We start from the raw sequence: 19,916 nt of genomic DNA on the forward strand, positions 1-19,916 counted from the left end.
GCCTGGCTCTTCCAAGCCGGAGTTTCAGGCGGCGGGCGACGGCTCGCGCATGGTGACGCGGGTCGTAGCGATCGCGCCCAGCACCATCAGTGCGCCGCCGAGATACAGGATGTTGCGCGGTTCGCCCCCCATCAGCGAGTGGTAAAACAGCGGCACGGTCAGGCTCTCGATGATCATCGGGATGACGATGAACATGTTGAAGATGCCCATGTAGACGCCATTGCGCTCGGGCGGGATCATGTCGATCAGCATGATGTACGGATTGCCCATCATGCTTGCCCAACCGATGCCGATGCCGAGCATCGCCACGAACAGCGCAGGTTCGGTGCGCAGGCCAGGGATCGCCAGCATCGCCACGCCCGACGCGAGCAGGCACGCGGCATGCGCGCTCTTGGCGCCCCAGCGGCGGGCGAGCGGGACCAGCGCGATCGCCGCGACGAACGCAACGGCGTTGTAGAACGCGCCGAGCTGGCCGACGGTCAGCACGGTGTCGCGGAAGGCTTCGCTCTTGGCATCTGACGTGCCGTGCAGCGACCGCGCGACCGCGAAGGTGATGAATTGCCAATACGCGAACATCGCATACCATTGGCACAGCATCGCCAACGCCAGTTGTCGCATCGGCTTGGGCATCTCCACGAGCGCAGTCCTGAGATCGCGGAGCGTGCCGCCGAGCGTCAGCGGCTCCTTCGCCAGGCGCGCCTTCTCCTCGGCCGGTAGCGGCAGTTCGGGCACGCGGACGACCGACCAGACGATCGTCGCCAGCGACAGCACCGCGCCGATCAGGAACGCGATGCGGGTGATGTCGGGAATGCCGTTGCCATCCACGGCGTCCTTGTTGAAGCCGATCCACACCAGGAGAGACGGCGCCAGATACGATAGCGTCTGCGCGAGGCCGGTGAACGCCGACTGCGTCAGGAAGCCCGCGGCGCGCTGATCGTCGGGCAGGCGATCGCCGACATAGGCGCGGTAGGGTTCCATCGTCACGTTGTTGGCCGCGTCGAGCACCCATAACAGGCTGGCCGCGACCCACAGCGTCGGGCTGTACGGCATCGCGAGCAGGCACAGGCTGCAAAGAATTGCGCCGACCAGGAAATAGGGGGTGCGGCGGCCGATCCGGGTCGAGGTCCGGTCGCTCATCGCGCCGATCAGCGGCTGGATCAGCAGCCCGGTCATCGGTCCGGCGAGCCACAGCAGCGGCAGGCTCGCCTCGTCCGCGCCGAGATAGCCATAGATCGGCGCCATGTTGGCCTGTTGCAGACCGAACGAGAATTGCAGCCCGAGGAACCCGAGGTTCATCTCGATGAGACGCATCAGCGAGAGGCGGGGCTTGATCATGAGGCCGAGGTTCATTGTCATGCCTCTTGTGCGAGCTGGCCAGGCGAGGATCTATCGATCCTCCCCCGCCAGGGGGAGGTGGCGCCGAAGGTGACGGAGGGGGAGGACACGGAACCTGCGTTTCGCATGCCTCCCCCTCCGTCTGGCAAGAGCCAGCCACCTCCCCCTTGCGGGGGAGGATTGTAAATCCGCCGGATGTTCATGCCGCCGGGCCCGCCCAAATGACGCCCCAGGGTTCGACGGCGAGGGTGGCACCGCACGGCTGTTCGGACAACCGATCCTGCCAGCCCGCCAACCCTTCGATCGAGACGGGCTTGTCGGAGAAGTTGAGGAAGACGCGGTCGCTGCTGCAACCGATCCCGAGCAGTGCGGGGGAGCCCGTCGCGATCGCCAAGGGCGAACCAGCCCCGCCGCTCGCAATCCGTGCCGCGCGCAGTGCTTCCAGGTCGCCGCTGATCCGTCGTGCGGCGGGGCCGTCGAGCGCCGTCCAATCCATCTCCGGCCGGTGCAACCAGCGCCCTTCATGCGCCCGCTCAGGATCGCTCAGATAGCTCGTGTCGTTCAGCAGCCCAGCCTCGTCGCCCATGTACGTCGTCGCCAGACCACCACTCGCGATCGACAGCGCATTGAGCAGCGCGATCCGCCGAAACGCCATTTCGCGCGCATCTTCGTCCGTTGCCGCTTCGAGCCCGGCGAGCGACGCCATCGTGCCGTTCGAGCCATGCAGCACCGAACCGTCCGACTGGAACGGCGCGCCGCGTGCCCAGCTGCCATCGCCGCCTTCGAGGAACCGCGCCGCCGTCTTCAGCCGCGCGACCGGGTCCGGATCGATCCCGGCGAGGTCGCCGATCACCGCGCCCCAGCCGATATCATCGTGACAACGCGCATAACTCAGCCAGTTGGCACCACGCGGCAGGCCACCGCTCGCCTCGACGATCGCGTGGGGGAGGGTGGCGGATTGCTCTGCCAAAGCGACCCAGCCGGCTACCATCAAAGAATTGTTGTAGACGAGATGGCATTCGGGCTCAAACCCGCCGTCCCAGTCAGAACCTTCGTCCGCGCCGAAATAGGGCGGTACGAGCGCGGTCGGGACGATTGCTTCGGCCTTCAGCAGCGTCGCGGGGGCGACGATGTCTAGCGCTGCACGCAAGGCCCGGACGATGAAGTGCGCTTCCGGACGGTTGCGGCAGTCGGTGCCGATCTGCTTCCAGAGGAACGCGATCGAGTCGAGCCGGAACGCTTCGAAGCCGTGGTTCGCCAGCCGCAGCATCGTGTCGACGATCGCGAGCATGACCTCAGGATTGGACCAGTTCAAATCCCACTGGAACGGATAGAAGGTCGTCCAGACTTGTCCGCCCATCGCCGGCACATTGGTGAAGTTGCCCGGCGCGGTAGTCGGGAACACCTGGGGAAGGTCGGCTTCGTAAGTCTGAGCCTCGTCCTCGCCCAGAACATGATAAAAGGCACGATAGCGCGGATCGCCCGCGAGCGCAGCCTTCGCCCAGGCGTGATCGTCCGCAGTGTGGTTGAGTGCAAGGTCGACGCACAAGCTGATCCGCCCGTCGCGCAGCCGTGCGGCGAGGCGTTCGACATCGGCCATCGTCCCCAGCCGGGGTTCGATCGCGAGATAGTCCGCGACCGCGAAGCCGCCATCGCTGTCGCCCTCGCGTGCCTTCAACAGCGCGAGCAAATGGAGGTAGCGGACGCCGAGCGATTCGAGGTGGTCGACACGGTCGATCAATCCCTCGACCGTGCCCGCGAACCGGTCGACATAGGTCGAATAGCCCAGCATGTCGGGCGAAACGAACCAGTCGGGATCGCTCAGCCGCGCTTCGTCGAGCGCGACCATCGCCGGTGGCCGTTCGGCCGCCCGGTCGCGGAGGATCGTCTCCATCCGCGGCCAGAGTGTCGCCAAACGATCGGTGCCGTACAGCCGTTCGAGCTGGCGTTTGAGCAGGGGGGTAAGCGCGTCGAGACGGCGCTCGGTGGAGGAGAAAGTCACGCTCACCCGCCCGATCAGAAGCCGACGCGGACCGCGGCGGAGATCGTCCGGCCAGTGATCGATCGCGCGCGGACGATGCCGTTGGTCGGGATCGCGCCTTCCTCGGCTTCGGTGATGCCCTTCACGTCGAACAGATTGTTGCCGTTGACCGACAGCGTCACGTTCTCCGCCGGACGTACCGACACGAACGCATTGACCTGAGTATAGCCTGGCATCTTCAGCCCGTTATTGTCCTGCGCGTAGCTGTCGGTGGTGCCGATCACGTTTGCGCCGACGGTCAGACGGCCGACATCGACCTGTGGGGTCGCCTGGAAGATGAACTTGGCCTGGCGACGCGGGCGGTTGCCCTCGACCGCCGGGTTGAGCACGTCCTTGGTGATCTCCGCATCGGTGTAGGTGCCGCCCGCCGACAGCGAGAACGGTCCGCGTGCGATCCGACCCTCGAGCTCGACGCCCTTCGCTTCATATTCGCGGTTGAAGAAGCGCTGCGTCGTCGCCTCGAAATTCTGCTCCTCGGTGCGCGCCCAGAAGCCCGTGGCGTAGAGCGAGAGACCGTTCTGGCGGAACTTGAAACCACCTTCGAGCTGGCGAACGAAATCGACCGCTGCGCCTTCGTCGGTCAGCCCGCCCGTGGTCGTGTTGATCGAGGGGCCGAACAACAGGCGATCAGCATTGGCGCGACCGCCGCGGCTGTAGCGGGCGAACACCGCGGTGCTGTCGGTCAGGCGATAGTTCGCGCCGCCCGAATACGACAGGTAATCATAGTTGTAGTTGAGCGGCGAGCGGCGCGTCGGGATGATCGCGACCTGACGCTCGGGCGCCGAGATCACGCCATTGCCGTTGATGTCGAAAGTCGTGATGCCGCTGCCGAAGCCTGCCCCAAGATCGGCGCCGGCGACGCTGCCGCGGGCCCGACCGAAATCGTAGCGCAACGAGCCGTCGATGTTGAAGCGGCCGATCTCCAGACCGAGCTGCGCGAACGGCGCGTAGGTCGTGTAGTCGAGATCGTACGACCGGCGGCAGCAATTGCCGAAGCCGAATGCCGAATACCCCGGCGTGCCGTTCTGCGTGACCGGAACGCCCGCCGCGGTGCGGACGTCGACCAGCTGCGAGCGGCCGTCATCGGCGACGGTCTGGACGAACGAGTTCCACAGCCAGTCGCTCTTGATGTCCTGGCGCGAGGCGTAGAAGCCGCCGGTGATCGCCAGCGTTCCCGAACCCACCGGCGCCGAGCCGTTGAGGCGGATGTCGTTGGTGATGTTGTTGAGGCTCTTCAGGTCGACGTCGAACAGTACGACGTTCGCCAGCAGGCCATTGCCGTTGAGCGACGCGGGGTTGGCGATCCGCTGACCGTTCTGCGGTCCGCTCGCGTAGAACAGCTGCGCGCCGGCGCCACCGATGCCGTTGGCGATCGACTGCGCCGAACCGACGGCGGACGGGAACGGCGAGGTGAAGCCGCCCGAGATATCCGAGTAGCGGAACCGCTCGACGATGTTCCAGCCGTCCGCGACCGGGATCTGCGTCTCGAGACCCGCCGAATAGACGACGGGGTGCTGGCCGTCGCGGATCGAGCGCGTGACGAGCTGGTTGTTGCCGTCGAGCGTCTGCACGGTGCGGATATCGGCGCTGTGCAGCGTGCCGTTGTTGATCGAGAAATTGGTGATGTTGCTGTAGGTCGGGTCGCTGTTCGTGCCGGTCACCTGCACCGGGTTCGGGAGGTAGCCGATCGCGCGGTCGTCGAGATACTTGCCGTACAGGCGGACATAGCCGCCATTGCCGAACGACTTGGTGATGTTCGCCTTGAACTGGCCGCCCTTGACGCCGTCGAAGCCTACTTCGCGCTGGCCGTCACCGATCCGGTAGAAGCCGCCGAAATGATAGGTCAGCGTGTCGGACAGCTTGCCGCCCTGGTCGAAATCGACGCGGAACTCGCGGTAGTCGAGCCCGCTGCTGAGCTGGAATGCGCCACCTTCCTGCTCGCCGGTCTTCGAGATGAAGTTGATCACGCCGCCGGGCGAATTCGACGCGAAGGTCGACGCCGAGCCACCACGGACCGACTCGACCGTCCGGACGTTGAAATCGGCGCGCAGGAAGATGTCGGCATTGCCGAACGTGATGTCGCCGAATTCGAGGATCGGCAGGCCGTCTTCCTGCAGCTGAAGGAACTTCGAGCCGCCCGATGCGACCGGCAGGCCGCGGACCGAGATGTTCGCGTTGCCGTCGCCGCCCGATGCCTCGACCCGGATGCCGGGGAGGTTGCGGAGCAGTTCGCCCGAGGTGCGCGGCGCGAGCTGGATGAGCGCATCCGAGCTGATCGAGCTGGTCGTGATAGAGGTGTTGAGCTTGTTCGTGCCGCGCGCGACCGCCGTCACGACGATGTCGTCCTGCGGGACGTCGGCAGCGGGAGTGGCGGCGGTATCGGCCGGCGTTGCAGCCTGATCAGCCTGCGGTGTGGTCTGTGCGGCACCTGCGGTGGCGAACGATGCGGCGGCGATGCCAGCCAGCAATGCGTGACGAATTTTCATGCGACTCTCCCTGCGCGACGGCTTTCTGAGAAGCCCAAGGCCGCCTCCTACGCACTTCACAATCGATTGCAACGGAGTTTTTGCAATCGATTGCGAAAATCAGGCTGACTGTCTCGTAATCAGCACAGGCGGTACGATCGCGGACTCTGCAGGCTTGCCGGCGATACGCTTGAGCAGCCTGTCGACCATCAATTCGGTCCCGATCTCAAGGTCCTGGCGGATCGTCGTCAGCGAAGGCGAGGTATGCGCGGCGAGCGTCACGTCGTCGTAGCCGATCACCGCAGTCGTGCCGGGAATATCGATCCCGGCCTCGGTCAGCGCGCGCAGCACGCTCATCGCCGCGACGTCGGACGCCGCGAAGATTGCGTCGGGGATTGCGCCGGCGTTGAGTCGCGCGGCGACCGCGGCATGCACCACTTCGGGCGTCATCGGCGTCGCCAATACCTCGCACGGAAGGCCCGCTTCGTCGGCCGCGGCCGCGAACCCAGCTAGCCGGTCCGCGAACTCGGGCGGGGCAGGATCGCCGACGAACAGCAGCCGTTTGCGTCCCCGCGCGATCATGTGCCGCGCCGCCATCCCGCCGCCCGCAAGATTGTCGGATCCGATCGTCAGGTGATGCTGCCCGTCCCGGTGCGCGCCCCACACCACCAGCGGGCGATAGCGTTGGGCGACGCGCTCGATCACGCCGAACTGGTCCGATTGCCCGACCAGCAACAGCCCGTCGATCCGTCCGCTGTCGACAACCCGCTCGAGCCAGTCGTCGGCATCGGGAATGACCCGCGACAACAGGATGTCGTAGCCGCGCTCGACCAGCAGGTCGGCCAGGAACCCGAGCAGCGACAGGAAGAACGGGTCCGTCAGGTGCTGCGTCCGTGCATGGCCCAGCGGCAGCACAAGGCCGATCGCCCCCGTGCTCTTCAGGCGGAGATTACGGGCCAGCTGGTTCGGGCGGACATCGTGCTCGCGCGCCAGCACGCGAATCCGCTCCCGTGTCTGCGCGTTGACGGACGGATGCCCTGCCAGCGCACGCGATACCGTTGCGGTCGAAACGCCTGCAAGCTCGGCCAGATCGGCAAGTTTCATGGCTGGGGGATCCTCGTCGGGACGGTGATGGGCAGGGCGTACGAGCAGCATTGCGTGGCTGCAATTGTGATGGCGTTGGGAACGTCGCATCGGAGGTCTGGATCATCACCAACCCGATGCCGACACGACATGCCCTGACTACGGCAGGAGTATCATGAAAACGTCGTCATGAAGCAGCGGGTTCTATTATCATGGATTAACACCCCTTTGGCGGCGGGAGCAGACGATGTGCTGTAACTCGTACGGGCTCCACGGGTCGCCCTATTATCTCGTCACCGGATCGCGATGATCGCGAATGGCGAACCTGGGCAGGCCGATCGTCACGGCAGGCGGACTCGCCTCCATTGCCGCGACAACCGACCCGTATCTGCGCGCGTTCGACCTGAGGACCGGCAGGTTGTCTGGAAAGCGCATCTACCTGCGGCGCGCAGGCCACGCCGATGACATACCGCGGTGCCGATGGACGCCAGTATGTCGTGATTACCGCCGGTGGGCATGGCGCGCTTGGGACACGGTATGGCAACTATACGCTGGCCTATGCCCTGCCGCGGACATGACGCGTTCGGTGCAGACGAGCGCATCGGCCGGCGGCGACGCGGCGGGTGTGGTCCCGTCGCGTCACGCCGCCACAAGCTCGATGTTCGGGTGATCGGCAATGATCTCGAGAATGATCTCGAAATAGGTTTGTCCGGTGCCGCGTTCGAGCGCGTCCAGTTGCTCGCCGATCAGCGCCACGTTGAACAGGTCCGGGCGTTGGAGTTTCTCGGCTAGAAACGCACGCGTTGTCTCCATACCGAGTGCCGACCTGCTTGCGTCAATGTCATGCCAGACGATCCGCACCGGCTCTCGTCCGTTGATCGTACCGTAGCCGCCGTACAGCATGTCGTTCAACGCATCGAGGCTGTCGCCGAGGCGAAACTCTGCTCCGGCCATGAAGACCCGGTTGATCTCGGCATAGAAGCTCAGGATGTCTTGGATGTTTTGGCCGATAATGCTGAGCGTTTTCGTCATCGCCCATAAACTCATGCCTGTGACAGCCTGCAACAAGGCCCGTTGAAAAACGAGCTACGGGACCATCCAGGTCATCGCGCCGGCGTACCGCGCGCATCCCCGATTTCCAGCCAATAGCCATCGGGATCCTGCGCATAGATCTGGCGGACGCCGTCGAACCGGACCTGCATCGTGCGCGGCTTGCCCGCGAGGTCGGTCCAGACGAGGCCGTGTCTGTCCAACCAAGCGGTGACGGTGGCGAGATCGTCGACGTGCAGCGCAAGATGCTCGTTTCGGTTCGACGGTTTTGGCGCAGTGCGTCCGTCGAGGATATGCAGCGCCAGCCCGTTGCCCAGGTCGAGCCAGCGGCGGTTCTTGAGCGGGGTGGGGATGATCCGCAAACCGAACGCCTCATGGTAGAAGGTCGCGCTGCGGTCGATGTCCGCCGCCTGGATCGCGACATGCTCGGCTTTCGCCGGAGGCGCGACCGCCGCCTGCGGTGCTGCCAGTATGAGCAGAACGGACTGCACGATCATGAGCGGTGATCCTCGAAACAAGTAGGAGTGGTAAGGGCCGATCTCCGAATGATCGTCATCGGCTATTGCAAGACGTCAGTTCGGTTTCGCATCCTCCAGGTTTGGCAGCAGAAGATGGACGATGGCGAGTGCGACGAAATAGGCGATGCCGGCCCAGATGAACACCGGGACGTAGCTGCCGACCGTTTCGAGCACGTGCCCGACATAGCGCGCCATGATCATCCCGCCCACGGCCCCCGCGGCGCCGCCGATCCCCATGACGGACGCGACCGAACTCTTGGGAAAGGTGTCGGAGACCATCGTGTACAGGTTCGACGACCAGCCCTGGTGCGCGGCGGCAGCGACGCCGATGATCGCGACTGCGGCGAACAGGCTCGAGACGGTACTGGCGAGCATGATCGGCAGTACCAGTATGGCAGAGGCGAGCAGCGCCAGCTTGCGGCCGGCATTGACGCTGTACCCGCGCTTGATCAGCGCCGACGACAACCAGCCGCCGCCGATGCTGCCGACGTCGGCGAGCAAATAGACCGCGATCAGCGGCGGACCAAAGGTCTTGAGGTCCAGGCCGTGGCGCTTGGCGAAGAAATCTGGCAGCCAGAACAGGAAGAGGTACCAGACCGGATCGGTCAGGAACTTCGCGACGACGAAGGCCCAGGTACCACGATAGCGGAACAGGCGACGCCACGGGATCGGCGCGGTGCCCGCGTCATTGTCCTGTTCGGCGCGGATATAGGCCAGCTCCTGCGCCGAGACCCGCGGGTGATGTTCGGGCGCGCGGTAGAACATCAGCCACGCCGCGAGCCAGACGAACCCGAGCATGCCCGTCACGATGAACGCCGCGCGCCAGCCATAGGCGAGCGTGATGATCGGTACGACGATCGGGGTGGCGATCGCGCCGACATTCGCGCCGGCGTTCAGGATGCCGGCCGCGAGCGCGCGTTCCTTCTTCGGAAACCATTCCGCGACCGACTTGATTGCGGCTGGGAAGTTCGCGGACTCGCCGAGCCCCAGCGCGAAGCGGGCGACCGAGAAACCGCCGGGGCTGCGAACGAAGGCATGGAACAGCGCAGCCAGGCTCCATACCGTGATCGCCGCGGCATAGCCCATCTTTGAGCCGATCTTGTCGATGATCGGCCCGCAGGCGAGCAGGCCGACCGCATAGGCCGCCTGGAACCAGAACACGATCATGCCGTAGTCGACCTCGGTCCAGCCCAGTTCGCCCTGCAGCGTGGGCTTGAGGATGCCGATGACCTGGCGGTCTATATAATTGATCGTCGTCGCGAAGAACAGCAACGCGCAGATGACCCAGCGGACATTGCCGCCGGCCTTTTGTGGGCCGGGATCCGTCGCCTGTGTTGAACCGTCCACGCTCGCTCTCCCCTCGCGGTTTGCCCGCCTGTTATCGTCCGTCGAATATCGTCAGTGTGTCGGCCAGGATCGCGCGGTCCTGCACGCGCGGACGCCAGATGCCGGCCAGAAGACCGCGTTCGCCGACCACCGCATCGACGATGCCGTCGCGCCCCGCCGATGCCCACGCTGCTGCCAGTTCCGTCGCGCGCGGGTCGTCGATGGGGCCGTCATCGCCACGAACGTGCAGCATCCAGGCGGCCAGCGCCGACAGCGTTTCCGGACAGGTCCGCCCACGCGCGCGATTGGCCTCCAGCGACGCGAGCCAGCGCTGGGGGATCTTCTGCGATCCGTCGCTGGCGATCTGCCGCAAGGCATGGCGCAGAGTCGGATTGGCGAAGCGGATAAGCAACGCGTCGGCATAAGCGGTGAGGTCCTGCCCCGGCGCAGGATCGAGGCTTGCCGCCGCCTCATCGCGCATGAGCCGCTTCACGCTCGGGCCGATTACCGGATCGGCGATCGCTTCGTGGACGTAGCTAAGGCCAGCTTGCAGCCCAAGATACGCGAGCGCGGAATGCGCACCGTTGAGCATCCGCAGCTTGGCCGTCTCGTAGGGCGCGACGTCGGTGACGATCTGTGCGCCGACCGCGTCCCAGCGCGGACGGCGGCCCGCGAAATCGTCTTCGATCACCCATTGGGCAAAGGGCTCGGTCAGGACGGCGGCTTCGTCGCGGACGCCGAGCACGGCCTCGACCGCATCGATATCGGCGGGCGTGACGGCGGGCACGATGCGGTCGACCATCGTCGACGGGCAGGTACATTCGCGTGCAAACCAGCTTCCGAGCGTGGGATCGACATGATCGAGCCACGCGCCGAGCGAGGCCGCGAGTACGCCGCCATTGTCGGCCAGGTTGTCGCACGACACCAGGCTCAGTCCGCTGATCCCGGCATCGCGGCGACCGGCGAATGCCCGCGCGAGGTGGTGGTAGATCGTGCCGCCAGCCTGCTCCACGGCCGCAAAGTCGAGCGATCCGTCGGCGCGACGATGATAGCCTTTCTCGGTTACCGTCAGGGTCACGATCGCCGTGTCGGGCGACACGAGCGCATGGTGGAGATCGTCGTTCGGGGCAGATGCGACGACCACGTCGCGGACCGAACCGATCAGCCGCATGTTCGCGCCATCCGCGCCGTTCTCGGTCACCGTGAACAGCCCGTCCTGCGGGGCCAGCGTGTCGCGGACGGCAGGCGAACGCAGCGATGCGCCGACGATACCCCAGTCCCGGTCGCCCGCCGCCATTGCGCGATCCGTGAAGACCGCCTGATGCGCGCGCATGAAGGCGCCGATGCCGAGATGGACGATGCCGATACGCTGGCTCAAGTGGTCGTAGCCGGGCCGCGCGACCTTCGCCGGCAGCCGGTCGACCGTGGCGGCGGACAGTCTCACAGGCGGTATGCCCTGCGCGCGAGCCCGACGGTCAGCTCGTGCGCGAGGTCGGCCGCCTCCCAATCCGCCAGCCGGTGTTCGGCGACGAGGCGCGCTAGAAATGCGCAATCGACGCGACGCGCGACGTCGTGGCGCGCGGGGATCGACAGGAACGCCCGGGTGTCGTCGTTGAACCCGACAGTATTGTAGAAGCCCGCCGTCTCTGTCGTCATCTCGCGGAAACGACGCATGCCTTCGGGGGAATCATGGAACCACCAGGCGGGGCCGAGGCGCAGGCACGGATAATGGCCGGCGAGTGGCGCCAGTTCGCGGGCATAGGTCGACTCGTCGAGCGTGAAGAGGATGATGGTGAGGATCGGATCGTTGCCGACCTCGTCGAGCATCGGGCGCAGGCCGTTCACGAAATCGGCGCGAGCGGGGATATCGGCGCCGCGGTCGCGTCCGTGGCTGGCGAACAGGCGGGCGTTGTGATTGCGCACGCTGCCGGGATGGATCTGCATGACCATGCCGTCCTCGATCGACATGCGCGCCATCTCGGTCAGCATCTGCGCGCGAAACAGTTCGGCATCGGCAGGGCTCGGGTACGGGCCGATGACGCGGGTGAACAAGGCTGCTGCGGCGCCCGGATCGAGGTTCGCGGTCTGCGCGGTCGGATGGCCGTGATCGGTCGCGGTCGCCCCCGCGGCGCGGAAGTCGGCACGGCGCTTGCGGTGCGCGGCGAGATAGCCGGGCCACGTCCAGACATCCTCCCCGGTCAACGCGGCGAACCGCTCCATCGTCGGCCGGAACGCCTCGTGCTCGACGTCGATGACGCCGTCGGGACGATAGGTCGTCACGACGCGGCCCGCCCAGCCGGAGTCGCGGATCGCACGGTGCGCGTCGAGTGGGTCGTCGGCGCCCTCGGTGGTCGCGAGGAATTCGATCCCGAACCGCTCGAACAGCGCCCGCGGGCGAAACGCCTCGGTCGCAAGCCGCTCGGCGATGCCGTCGAAATACAGGTCGCTTGTCGAGGCATCCAGCGCCACGTCGAACCCGAGCACCTCGGCAAAGACGTGATCGAGCCACGCCTGTGACGGTGTCCCGCGAAACAGATGGTAATGGCCGGCGAGCGTGCGCCAGGCTTCGCGCGGGTCGGTATCTGGCACGCCTTCCCGTGACGGTACCCCGAGCCGATCGAGCGCGATGCCTTGGCTGTAGAGCATCCGGAACAGATAATGATCGGGCGCCAGCAACAGGCTGGTCGCATCGCGCCACGGTTCGTTGGTCGCGAACCAGCGCGGATCGGTATGGCCATGTGGCGAGACGATCGGCAGCGTGGCGATCTCGGCGTACAGCGCGCGCGCGATCGACCGCTGGTCCGGGTCGCTGGAGAATAGCCGATCGGGCGAAAGGCGAAGCGGGCGGCTCACGCTCTTGCCGCCATATAAGCGATCCCGCGCTCGAGACCGCGCAGTTCGGCGAGGCCGCGCATCCGCCCGAGCAGCGAATAGCCGGGCAGCGTCTGTTTCGAGAGGTCATCCAGCATCTGGTGGCCATGATCGGGGCGCATCGGGATCGATCGTCCCTCTCGCGTCTGCAAGGCGTGAATGGCGGCGACCAGCGCGACCATGTCGGCGTCACCCGCGAGATGCGCGGCCTCGTGGAAGGCGCCGTTCGGCTCGCGCTGGACCGATCGCAGGTGAAGGAAGCCGATCCGGTCGCCCAGCCGCTCGATCATCCCGGGCAGGTCGTTGTCGGCACGGGCGCCGAACGAACCGGCGCAGAAACACAACCCGTTGGAGGGGTTGGGCACCCGCGCGAACAGCGTCGTCACGTCGGCCTCGGTACTGACCACGCGGGGCAGGCCGAACAACGCGAAGGGCGGGTCGTCGGGATGCACCACCAGTCGCATGTCGAGTGCGTCGGCCAGTGGACAGACCGCCTCCAGGAACGCGATGTGATTGGCACGAAGTCCCTCAGCATCGATCGCGTCATACTGCGCCAGCGCGTCGCGGAACCGATCGGCGGTAAAGGTCTCTTCGCTGCCGGGGAGCCCTGCGATGATGGTCTTCTCGAGCAGACGACGCGCGTCCGTATCCATGGCCGCGAACCGGCGTCCGGCGCTTTCGACCAGCGCGGGGGAATAATCCTGTTCGGCGCCCGAGCGTCGCAAAATGTGGATGTCGAAGACCGCAGCCGCCTCGAGTTCGAAGCGAAGCGCCCGCGCGCCGTCTGGCATCGTCCAGGCCAGGTCAGTGCGGGTCCAGTCGATGACCGGCATGAAGTTGTAGGTGATCGTGCGGATGCCGCATGCGGCCAGGTTGGTCAGGCTCTGTCGATAATTCTCGATCAGCATGTCCCGGTCGGCGCCGCGCGTCTTGATCGCCTCGTGCACCGGCAGGCTCTCGACCACCGACCAGACGAGCCCGGCCGCCTCGATCTCGGCTTGCCGTGCGGCGATCGCAGCCTGCGGCCAGACGTCGCCATTCGCGATCTCGTGCAGCGCCGTCACGATGCCGGTTGCGCCGGCTTGGCGAATATCGCGCAACGTTACCGGATCGGAGGGGCCGAACCAGCGCATCGTCTCGATCATCGGCGTTTCGATCATCGGCACCTAGCATCCTCTCTCGATTGCGCGGCCCTTATGGGCTCGCTGCGTTTCATCCCAGTTTAGCGATCACGTACCTATTAGGCCAGAAGCAATAAAGTGGTCAGGCCATTTTGTCGGGTGATAGTTGGTGGTTGTGAAAGGGTGGCGATCGCCGATGCAGGTCGTTCGGAGGGTCGCAATGGCGGCAAAACTGCTGCTTCGGCACCCGCGATATCGCCGCTGGGTCACGCTCGAATAGAAAATCGGGTGCGCCGCGACACCGTGCGGCGCACCCTTAGTTGGTCGACATCGGCAGGGGGGCGCCGATGTCGATGGGGGGAAGCAGAAATTCAGAACTGGAAATTGACTGCCAGCGCGTAGGTGCGACCGAAATACGAGGTGTAGAGCGGATCCTTGCGCACGGTGTCGACGGTCAGGCGATTGGTCTCGTTGGTGACGTTCGATACTTCGGCGATCAACTTGATATGCTCGTTGAGGTTGTACGAGGCCGATGCGTCGACGAAAATCGAACTCGCGTTCGATGTCGAATCCGCGTCGACCGAGCCGCTGGGAACCGCCGTCAGGAACGCCGCACGGTAGTTCACCGTCGAGCGAATGCTGAACTTGTCGTCTTCGTAATACAGCGTTCCGCTTGCCGTTTCCGGCGACAGGCCGACCAGCGGCGCCGTGCGTGAGAGCGTCGGCGATATGACGTAGTTGATGTTCGAACGGACGCGCGTGAAATTGCCCAGTGCGCCGAAATTGCGCAACACGCCGGGCAGGAAGGTGAAGGGCAACTGGACGTTCACCTCGAACCCGCGCAGCGGTCCGCCCTCGGTATTGTTGCTCCGCTGGACCGTGAACACGTCGGTCGGGCGAAGCTGCGTACCGTTGAGCAGAGTCAGCGGCAGGCCGATGTCCTGGAACGCGACCGCCTGGCTCGTCGTCTGGATGTAGCTCTCGATATTCTTGTAGAAATAGGCGACCGAAATCAGCGAACCCTTGGCGAAATACCATTCGAGCGCCGCGTCGAACGTGTTGGCGCGGATCGGTTCTAGGAACGGATTGCTGAACGAAGCGGTCTGGATGACGAGGTTCGCCGAGCCTGCGGGGATCAACTGGCCGTACGCCGGTCGTGACATGACGCGCGCCACCGAAGCGCGGGCGATCAGATCCGGCGTGATATCCAGCGCGAGGTTCGCGGATGGCAGCCAGTCTTCATAGCTGCGGCCGACCTCCGATATCACGAAACGCGAGGGATAGAGTGACCCGGCGGGGGCCGCCGACGTGATCGGACCATAGGTATCGAGGCGGGTATGGACGTAGCGTACGCCGGCATCGCCGCGCAGTGCGAAGGGCAGGGTGTCGGCGGTGTTGAATTTCACCATTGCGTAGCCCGAGCCGTATTTCTCGGAGACACCGCCAAACGTGCCCTTCGCGCACTCGATGCTGCAATAGACGTAGCTGTCGAGGCCCACCGCATCGCGGAACTTATCCGGATCGATCGAGACGAAATCCTGCAACAAGCTGTCCAGGTTGTTGCCCACACCCTTCGTCACGGTGGTCAGGCTCGCGAGCGTCACGCCCGTTGGCAAGGCGAGCGGTGTGTTGGTGGCAAGCTGCCGCTCACGCGCCGTGTATTTATTGGTGCGGTACTGGCCGCCGACCTGAAGCGTGAAGCCCGCCGCCGCCTCCCATTCGCCGTTGAGTTCGAACGTCTTGCTGGTGATCGTGTTGCGCCGGATGAAATTCGACAATTGTCCGCGCTGGTCGCCGTTCGCGAGCGGCGGTCCGTATTGGAACAGCGCGGGATTGGTCGTGTCGATCCCGTAGCCGATCTTCGGAATGTTCGGGTTGTCACGAAAGTCGATCGAGAAATTTCGCGTATCGTTGGAGTCTATCGCCACCTGCAGGCGGTCGACGTCGAGCCGCGACTGGTTGATGCCTGCCAGACCATAAACGCGAACGGTGTCCGAGAAGCGCTGGTCGAAGTTCAGATTGACCTGGCGGTAGGTCGACGTGAACTTCTCCTGCTGCATCTCCGATCGCAGGTCGACGCCGTCGAACAGGCCGTGGACCAGCGAGCCGTTGTCATCGACCTCGATCTCGCGGACCGACGTCAGGGGCTGGCCGTTGTTCGAGATGGCGCGCCCGAACGACCGCGCATCGAAATACGTGTCGAGCCGGTCGACCTTGAACCGCGAATACAGGCCGTCGAGCGATATGTCGGTATTCTCGCTAGGCTTCCACTGCAGCGTCAGGGTGCCGGCGAGACGTTCCTGTTCCTGGCTGCTCTTCACCGGGCGCGGCAGGCGCGGCAGATAGACGCCACCGCCCGGCCGACCGTTCACGCCGGTACGGCTCATGATATAGTCATAGGCCGCGGCGTTGCCGGTACGCGGATTGCCGGTGCTGCAATTGTTGGCGTCGGCGCCGATCGGCGTGCCGTTGGGCTGGGTATAGCCGCCGACGGGGTTGTTCGTCGCAGCCCCACGATAGGTGTAGCCGACGGGCGTGCAGAACGGGAATATCACGCCGGCGTTCGCGGTGCCGGCCGGCTGCGCCTGGCCATAGACCGTTGTCGGCACGACATCGACCGCCGAATAGGCATATTCGTCGATATGGCGCTTCGAATAGGCGACGCTGCCGAGGATGCCGAACGTGTCGCCGAACTTCTTGGAGACGAGCGCGGACAGGCGCGGATCCGCCTTCTTGCTGATGTCGTTGTAGATACCGCGCGCGGTACCGGTAAGGACGAAATCCTTTTTCTGGTCGAACGGCTTTGGTGCGCGAAGATCGACCGTCGCGCCCAGCGAGCCTTCCTCGACATCCGCCGACAGCGTCTTGCGAACCGAAAGCGCCGAGAAGATCTCGGTTGGGAAGGTCACGAAGTCGAACGAACGACCGGTCGCGACGCCACCGCGGATATCGCTGCCGCTGACCTGTGACACGCCTTCCATGCCGTTGATGCGGACGCGCGTGAATTGCGACCCGAGCCCGCGAACCGAAATGTTCCGGCCCTCGCCGCCGTCACCGCGCGAGAGCGCGACGCCGGGGATGCGCTGCATCGATTCCGCGAGATTGGAATCGGGGAATTTACCGATATCCTCTGCGACGATGCTGTCGATCGCGGCGGTCTCGTTACGCTTCTGGTTCAGCGCGTTGTTCAGCGCCGCCCGAAATCCGGTGACGACGATATCGGCGGTTTCGGCCTCCGGTGCGGCCTGGGACGGGGTGGCGGGATCGGGCGAGCTCGTCTGACTGTCCGCAGGCTGCGGCATCTGGCTGCCCGCAGTCTGCTGGGCCATGGCAGGCGCGGCGATGAATAGGCTGACGACGCTCGTCGAGATAAGCAGTTTCCGCTTATCGAAGCTCTTACGGCTCAAAGACCCTCTCCCGATAGGCCGGGCGCGCTGAGTTGACGCTTCCCGACATTTTGCCGCCCTAGTTTTCTAAGGTCGGTGTAGTTCGTCAGGTATCATCGCTATTTTAATATGACAATGCTGAATCATTTGGTCAGGCAGATTGTTTGACCACTATCTTTCAGGTTTGGCCTTATCTTGCTGTGTTGGCCGGGAAGTACCAGTAACAGCCGTGTCCGGTTGCGGGCACGGCTGGTCGTCCGGTCATGTCAGACTGAGCGTCGGGCCAGGGCGCGGCGACGCTGGTCGGTAGCAGCGCGTGCGCGCTCGACGGCTTCGGTCTCGGTAACGTCGAGCAAATGATCGATCACGCGCGCAAGATGATCGCGCATCGCGTTGCGTGCGTCGATCGGCGAGCGGGCCTCCAGCGCACTCAGGATTCGGCCATGTTCGATCATGCGATTCTCGGTGCCGAGGCTTCCCGCCTTCGCCAGCACCTCGCGCGCCAACGGCGAGCGGAACCGCATGTCCCAGAAGTCGGTGACGGCGGAGATGATGACGGCATTGCCCGTCGCCTCGGCGATCGCGATGTGAAAGCGACGGTCCGCGTCCTCCGCTGCCAGCGTGTCGTCCTGATCCATCTGTCCCAGCAAACCGCGCAATTCGACCAACTGCTCCTCGGTTATTTCGGTCGCGGCGACGGCGGCAACCTCGCCTTCGAGCATGCGGCGCGCCTCGGTAATTTCGAACGCGCCGATGTCGAGTTCCTGCTCCGAGTCGTTCGGAGAGGATGCGAGCACGAACACGCCCGATCCCTTGCGAGCCTCGACCATGCCCTTCATCTCAAGCGCGATCATCGCCTCCCGGATGGTCGGGCGGCTGACCTGGAACCGCTCTGTCAGATCGCGTTCGGCAGGCAGGCGCGCGCCGACCTGATATACGCCGGCCGCGATGTCCGCGATGATCGCCTGCACGATCTTGCGATAGAGTTTACCGCCGCCTTCAGTGCCTTGCATTGCATTCCTCGTTCGATGCGCGCCGGCCCATGCGGTGGCGCCGCTATTTACATCGGCTGCGTAAAGCATCGTCGAGCCGAGTGCAGCCCAAAAGCGCGACACGGTCCGATAAAAATGCCTTACAATCATGTTGCATGTGGCCCGACCACAATTTAAGACCTGGTTCAGGAGAGGCCGTACGACAGCGACATGTTGGCGGTAAATGATGCGAGACGACCGGACCCGTCCGGTTAGGGTTGCCCAACCCGCGCTCGCAGAAAAGAGAAAAGGGGAGGCGAATGGCTCGTGCGCTGGCAATTCTGACGTTGGCGGCCGTGCCGTTGATGGCACAGTCATCGGTTGGTGCCGGGACCAAGGCGGCACCGACGCAGCAATCCACCACCGATCAGGGCCCCAATAGTCGGGTGAAGGCGCCGTGGCGCGACGTTACGCCGCGCGCGGGATTGGCGGGCTGGCGCGCGACTGGCGGCAAAGCGAGCTATGCTTTCGAGAATGGCGAAGTGATCGGACGCGCCGAGCCCGGAAAGACCAATAGCTGGCTCGTATCCGAGGCGCAGTATGGTGACTTCATCATAGAATTCGATGCGAAGACCGATCCCGCGCTCAATTCGGGCATGATGATCCGCGGTCAGAGCCGACCCGATTACCGCGACGGCGTGGTGTACGGCTATCAGGCGGAGATCGACCCGTCGTCGCGCCGCTGGAGCGCCGGGCTGTACGACGAGCAGCGGCGGCAATGGCTCTATACGCTGGGGCGTAACGAGGCGGCGCGCCAGACCTTCCGCTCGGGCGACTGGAACCACTACCGTGTCGAGGCGATCGGCACCCGGCTGCGGACGTGGATCAACGGCGTACCCGCCGCCGATGTCGTCGACGACGTCGACGCACGTGGTTTCATCGCCTTTCAGGTCCACGCGATCCCCGATGCGGAGGCCGCTCGGCATCCCGAAGTGCGGTTTCGCAACGTGCGAATGATCACGGACTCGCCGGCTCGGTTCGCGATGCCTGCGACGGCGCTTCCTCAGCAGGGGTGGCTCACCAATCGTCTGTCCGCGGGTGAGCAGCGCGCTGGTTGGAAGATGTTGTGGGATGGCAAGACCGGCGCCGGCTGGCGTAGCGTCAAGAGCCAGAAATTTCCCGCATCGGGCTGGTCGATGGCCGACGGTGCGTTACGCGTGGACGGCGGCGGCGGCGATATCGCGACGATCCGCGACTATCGCAATTTCGAACTGTCGATCGATTTCAAACTGACGCCCGGCGCCAATAGCGGGATCAAGTATTTCGTCGATGCGGGGCTGCTCAAAAAAGGTGAGTCGATCGGGCTCGAATATCAGTTGCTAGACGACGAGCGACATCCCGACGCGAAGATGGGGCGTGACGGCAACCGGACGCTCGGGTCGCTCTACGACCTGATCGCTGCGAAGAACCTCTCCGATCCCGACAGCCCGGGCAAGCGGATCAACCCGCCCGGTTCATGGAACCGCGCGGTGATCGTGGCGCGGGGCACGCACGTCGAGCATTGGCTGAACGGCTTCAAGATGGTCGAGTATGACCGCGGCTCACCGGCGTTTCGCGCGCTGGTGGCGCAAAGCAAATATGCCGGCGTGCCCGGTTTCGGCGAAGGCAAACAGGGCCCGATCCTGCTTCAGGATCACGGCGACCGAGTCGAATTCCGGTCGATCAAGCTGCGCGAACTCTGAGGGGGAT

The 19,916-nt window shown here is 64.8% G+C and carries 13 protein-coding genes; 1 reads left to right on the forward strand and 12 read right to left on the reverse strand.

Going from position 1 to position 19,916, the window contains the following annotated elements:
• Nucleotides 1-24: 24 nt before the first annotated feature.
• From O6X71_RS10380 to O6X71_RS10435, 12 genes are all read right to left on the reverse strand, one after another.
• Complete coding sequence (locus O6X71_RS10380; protein WP_353465778.1) at nucleotides 25-1,350, reverse strand: MFS transporter; 1,326 nt, start codon at nucleotides 1,348-1,350, stop codon at nucleotides 25-27.
• 184 nt (nucleotides 1,351-1,534) lie between these two features.
• Entirely contained in the window at nucleotides 1,535-3,337 is a 1,803-nt protein-coding gene (locus O6X71_RS10385; RefSeq protein ID WP_353465779.1) for an alpha-amylase family glycosyl hydrolase, read from the reverse strand.
• Between the two features lie 14 nt (nucleotides 3,338-3,351).
• The gene (locus O6X71_RS10390; RefSeq protein WP_353465780.1) at nucleotides 3,352-5,862 is read right to left on the reverse strand and encodes a TonB-dependent receptor domain-containing protein; all 2,511 of its coding nucleotides are present in this window, start codon (nucleotides 5,860-5,862) and stop codon (nucleotides 3,352-3,354) included.
• A 99-nt stretch (nucleotides 5,863-5,961) separates the two neighbouring features.
• Complete coding sequence (locus tag O6X71_RS10395) at nucleotides 5,962-6,945, reverse strand: LacI family DNA-binding transcriptional regulator (protein WP_353465781.1); 984 nt, start codon at nucleotides 6,943-6,945, stop codon at nucleotides 5,962-5,964.
• Nucleotides 6,946-7,563: 618 nt separating this feature from the next.
• A complete protein-coding gene (locus O6X71_RS10400; RefSeq protein WP_353465782.1) occupies nucleotides 7,564-7,992 on the reverse strand; it encodes a barstar family protein in 429 nt (142 codons plus the stop codon).
• A gap of 35 nt (nucleotides 7,993-8,027) precedes the next feature.
• Nucleotides 8,028-8,471, reverse strand: coding sequence for a VOC family protein (locus O6X71_RS10405; RefSeq protein WP_353465783.1), 444 nt, complete (start codon nucleotides 8,469-8,471; stop codon nucleotides 8,028-8,030).
• A gap of 75 nt (nucleotides 8,472-8,546) precedes the next feature.
• On the reverse strand, nucleotides 8,547-9,839 hold the full coding sequence (locus tag O6X71_RS10410) for an MFS transporter (protein ID WP_353465784.1): 1,293 nt from the start codon (nucleotides 9,837-9,839) through the stop codon (nucleotides 8,547-8,549).
• Nucleotides 9,840-9,870: 31 nt separating this feature from the next.
• Nucleotides 9,871-11,262, reverse strand: coding sequence for a mannitol dehydrogenase family protein (locus tag O6X71_RS10415; protein WP_353465785.1), 1,392 nt, complete (start codon nucleotides 11,260-11,262; stop codon nucleotides 9,871-9,873).
• A complete protein-coding gene (uxaC, locus tag O6X71_RS10420; RefSeq protein ID WP_353465786.1) occupies nucleotides 11,259-12,671 on the reverse strand; it encodes a glucuronate isomerase in 1,413 nt (470 codons plus the stop codon). The genes O6X71_RS10415 and uxaC overlap by 4 nt, the downstream gene beginning before the upstream one ends.
• Nucleotides 12,668-13,849 (reverse strand): mannonate dehydratase, encoded by a 1,182-nt coding sequence (gene uxuA / locus O6X71_RS10425; RefSeq protein ID WP_353465892.1) that lies wholly within the window; start codon nucleotides 13,847-13,849, stop codon nucleotides 12,668-12,670. The genes uxaC and uxuA overlap by 4 nt, the downstream gene beginning before the upstream one ends.
• Nucleotides 13,850-14,181: 332 nt before the next feature.
• A complete protein-coding gene (locus tag O6X71_RS10430; RefSeq protein ID WP_353465787.1) occupies nucleotides 14,182-17,217 on the reverse strand; it encodes a TonB-dependent receptor in 3,036 nt (1,011 codons plus the stop codon).
• A gap of 245 nt (nucleotides 17,218-17,462) precedes the next feature.
• A complete protein-coding gene (locus O6X71_RS10435) occupies nucleotides 17,463-18,209 on the reverse strand; it encodes a FadR/GntR family transcriptional regulator (RefSeq protein WP_353465788.1) in 747 nt (248 codons plus the stop codon).
• Nucleotides 18,210-18,487: 278 nt separating this feature from the next.
• On the opposite strand from O6X71_RS10435, the gene O6X71_RS10440 reads away from it, so the two are divergent.
• Entirely contained in the window at nucleotides 18,488-19,909 is a 1,422-nt protein-coding gene (locus O6X71_RS10440; protein WP_353465789.1) for a 3-keto-disaccharide hydrolase, read from the forward strand.
• The last annotated feature ends 7 nt before the right edge of the window (nucleotides 19,910-19,916 follow it).

Source organism: Sphingomonas faeni (assembly GCF_040407505.1).
Taxonomy (GTDB): domain Bacteria; phylum Pseudomonadota; class Alphaproteobacteria; order Sphingomonadales; family Sphingomonadaceae; genus Sphingomonas; species Sphingomonas faeni_E.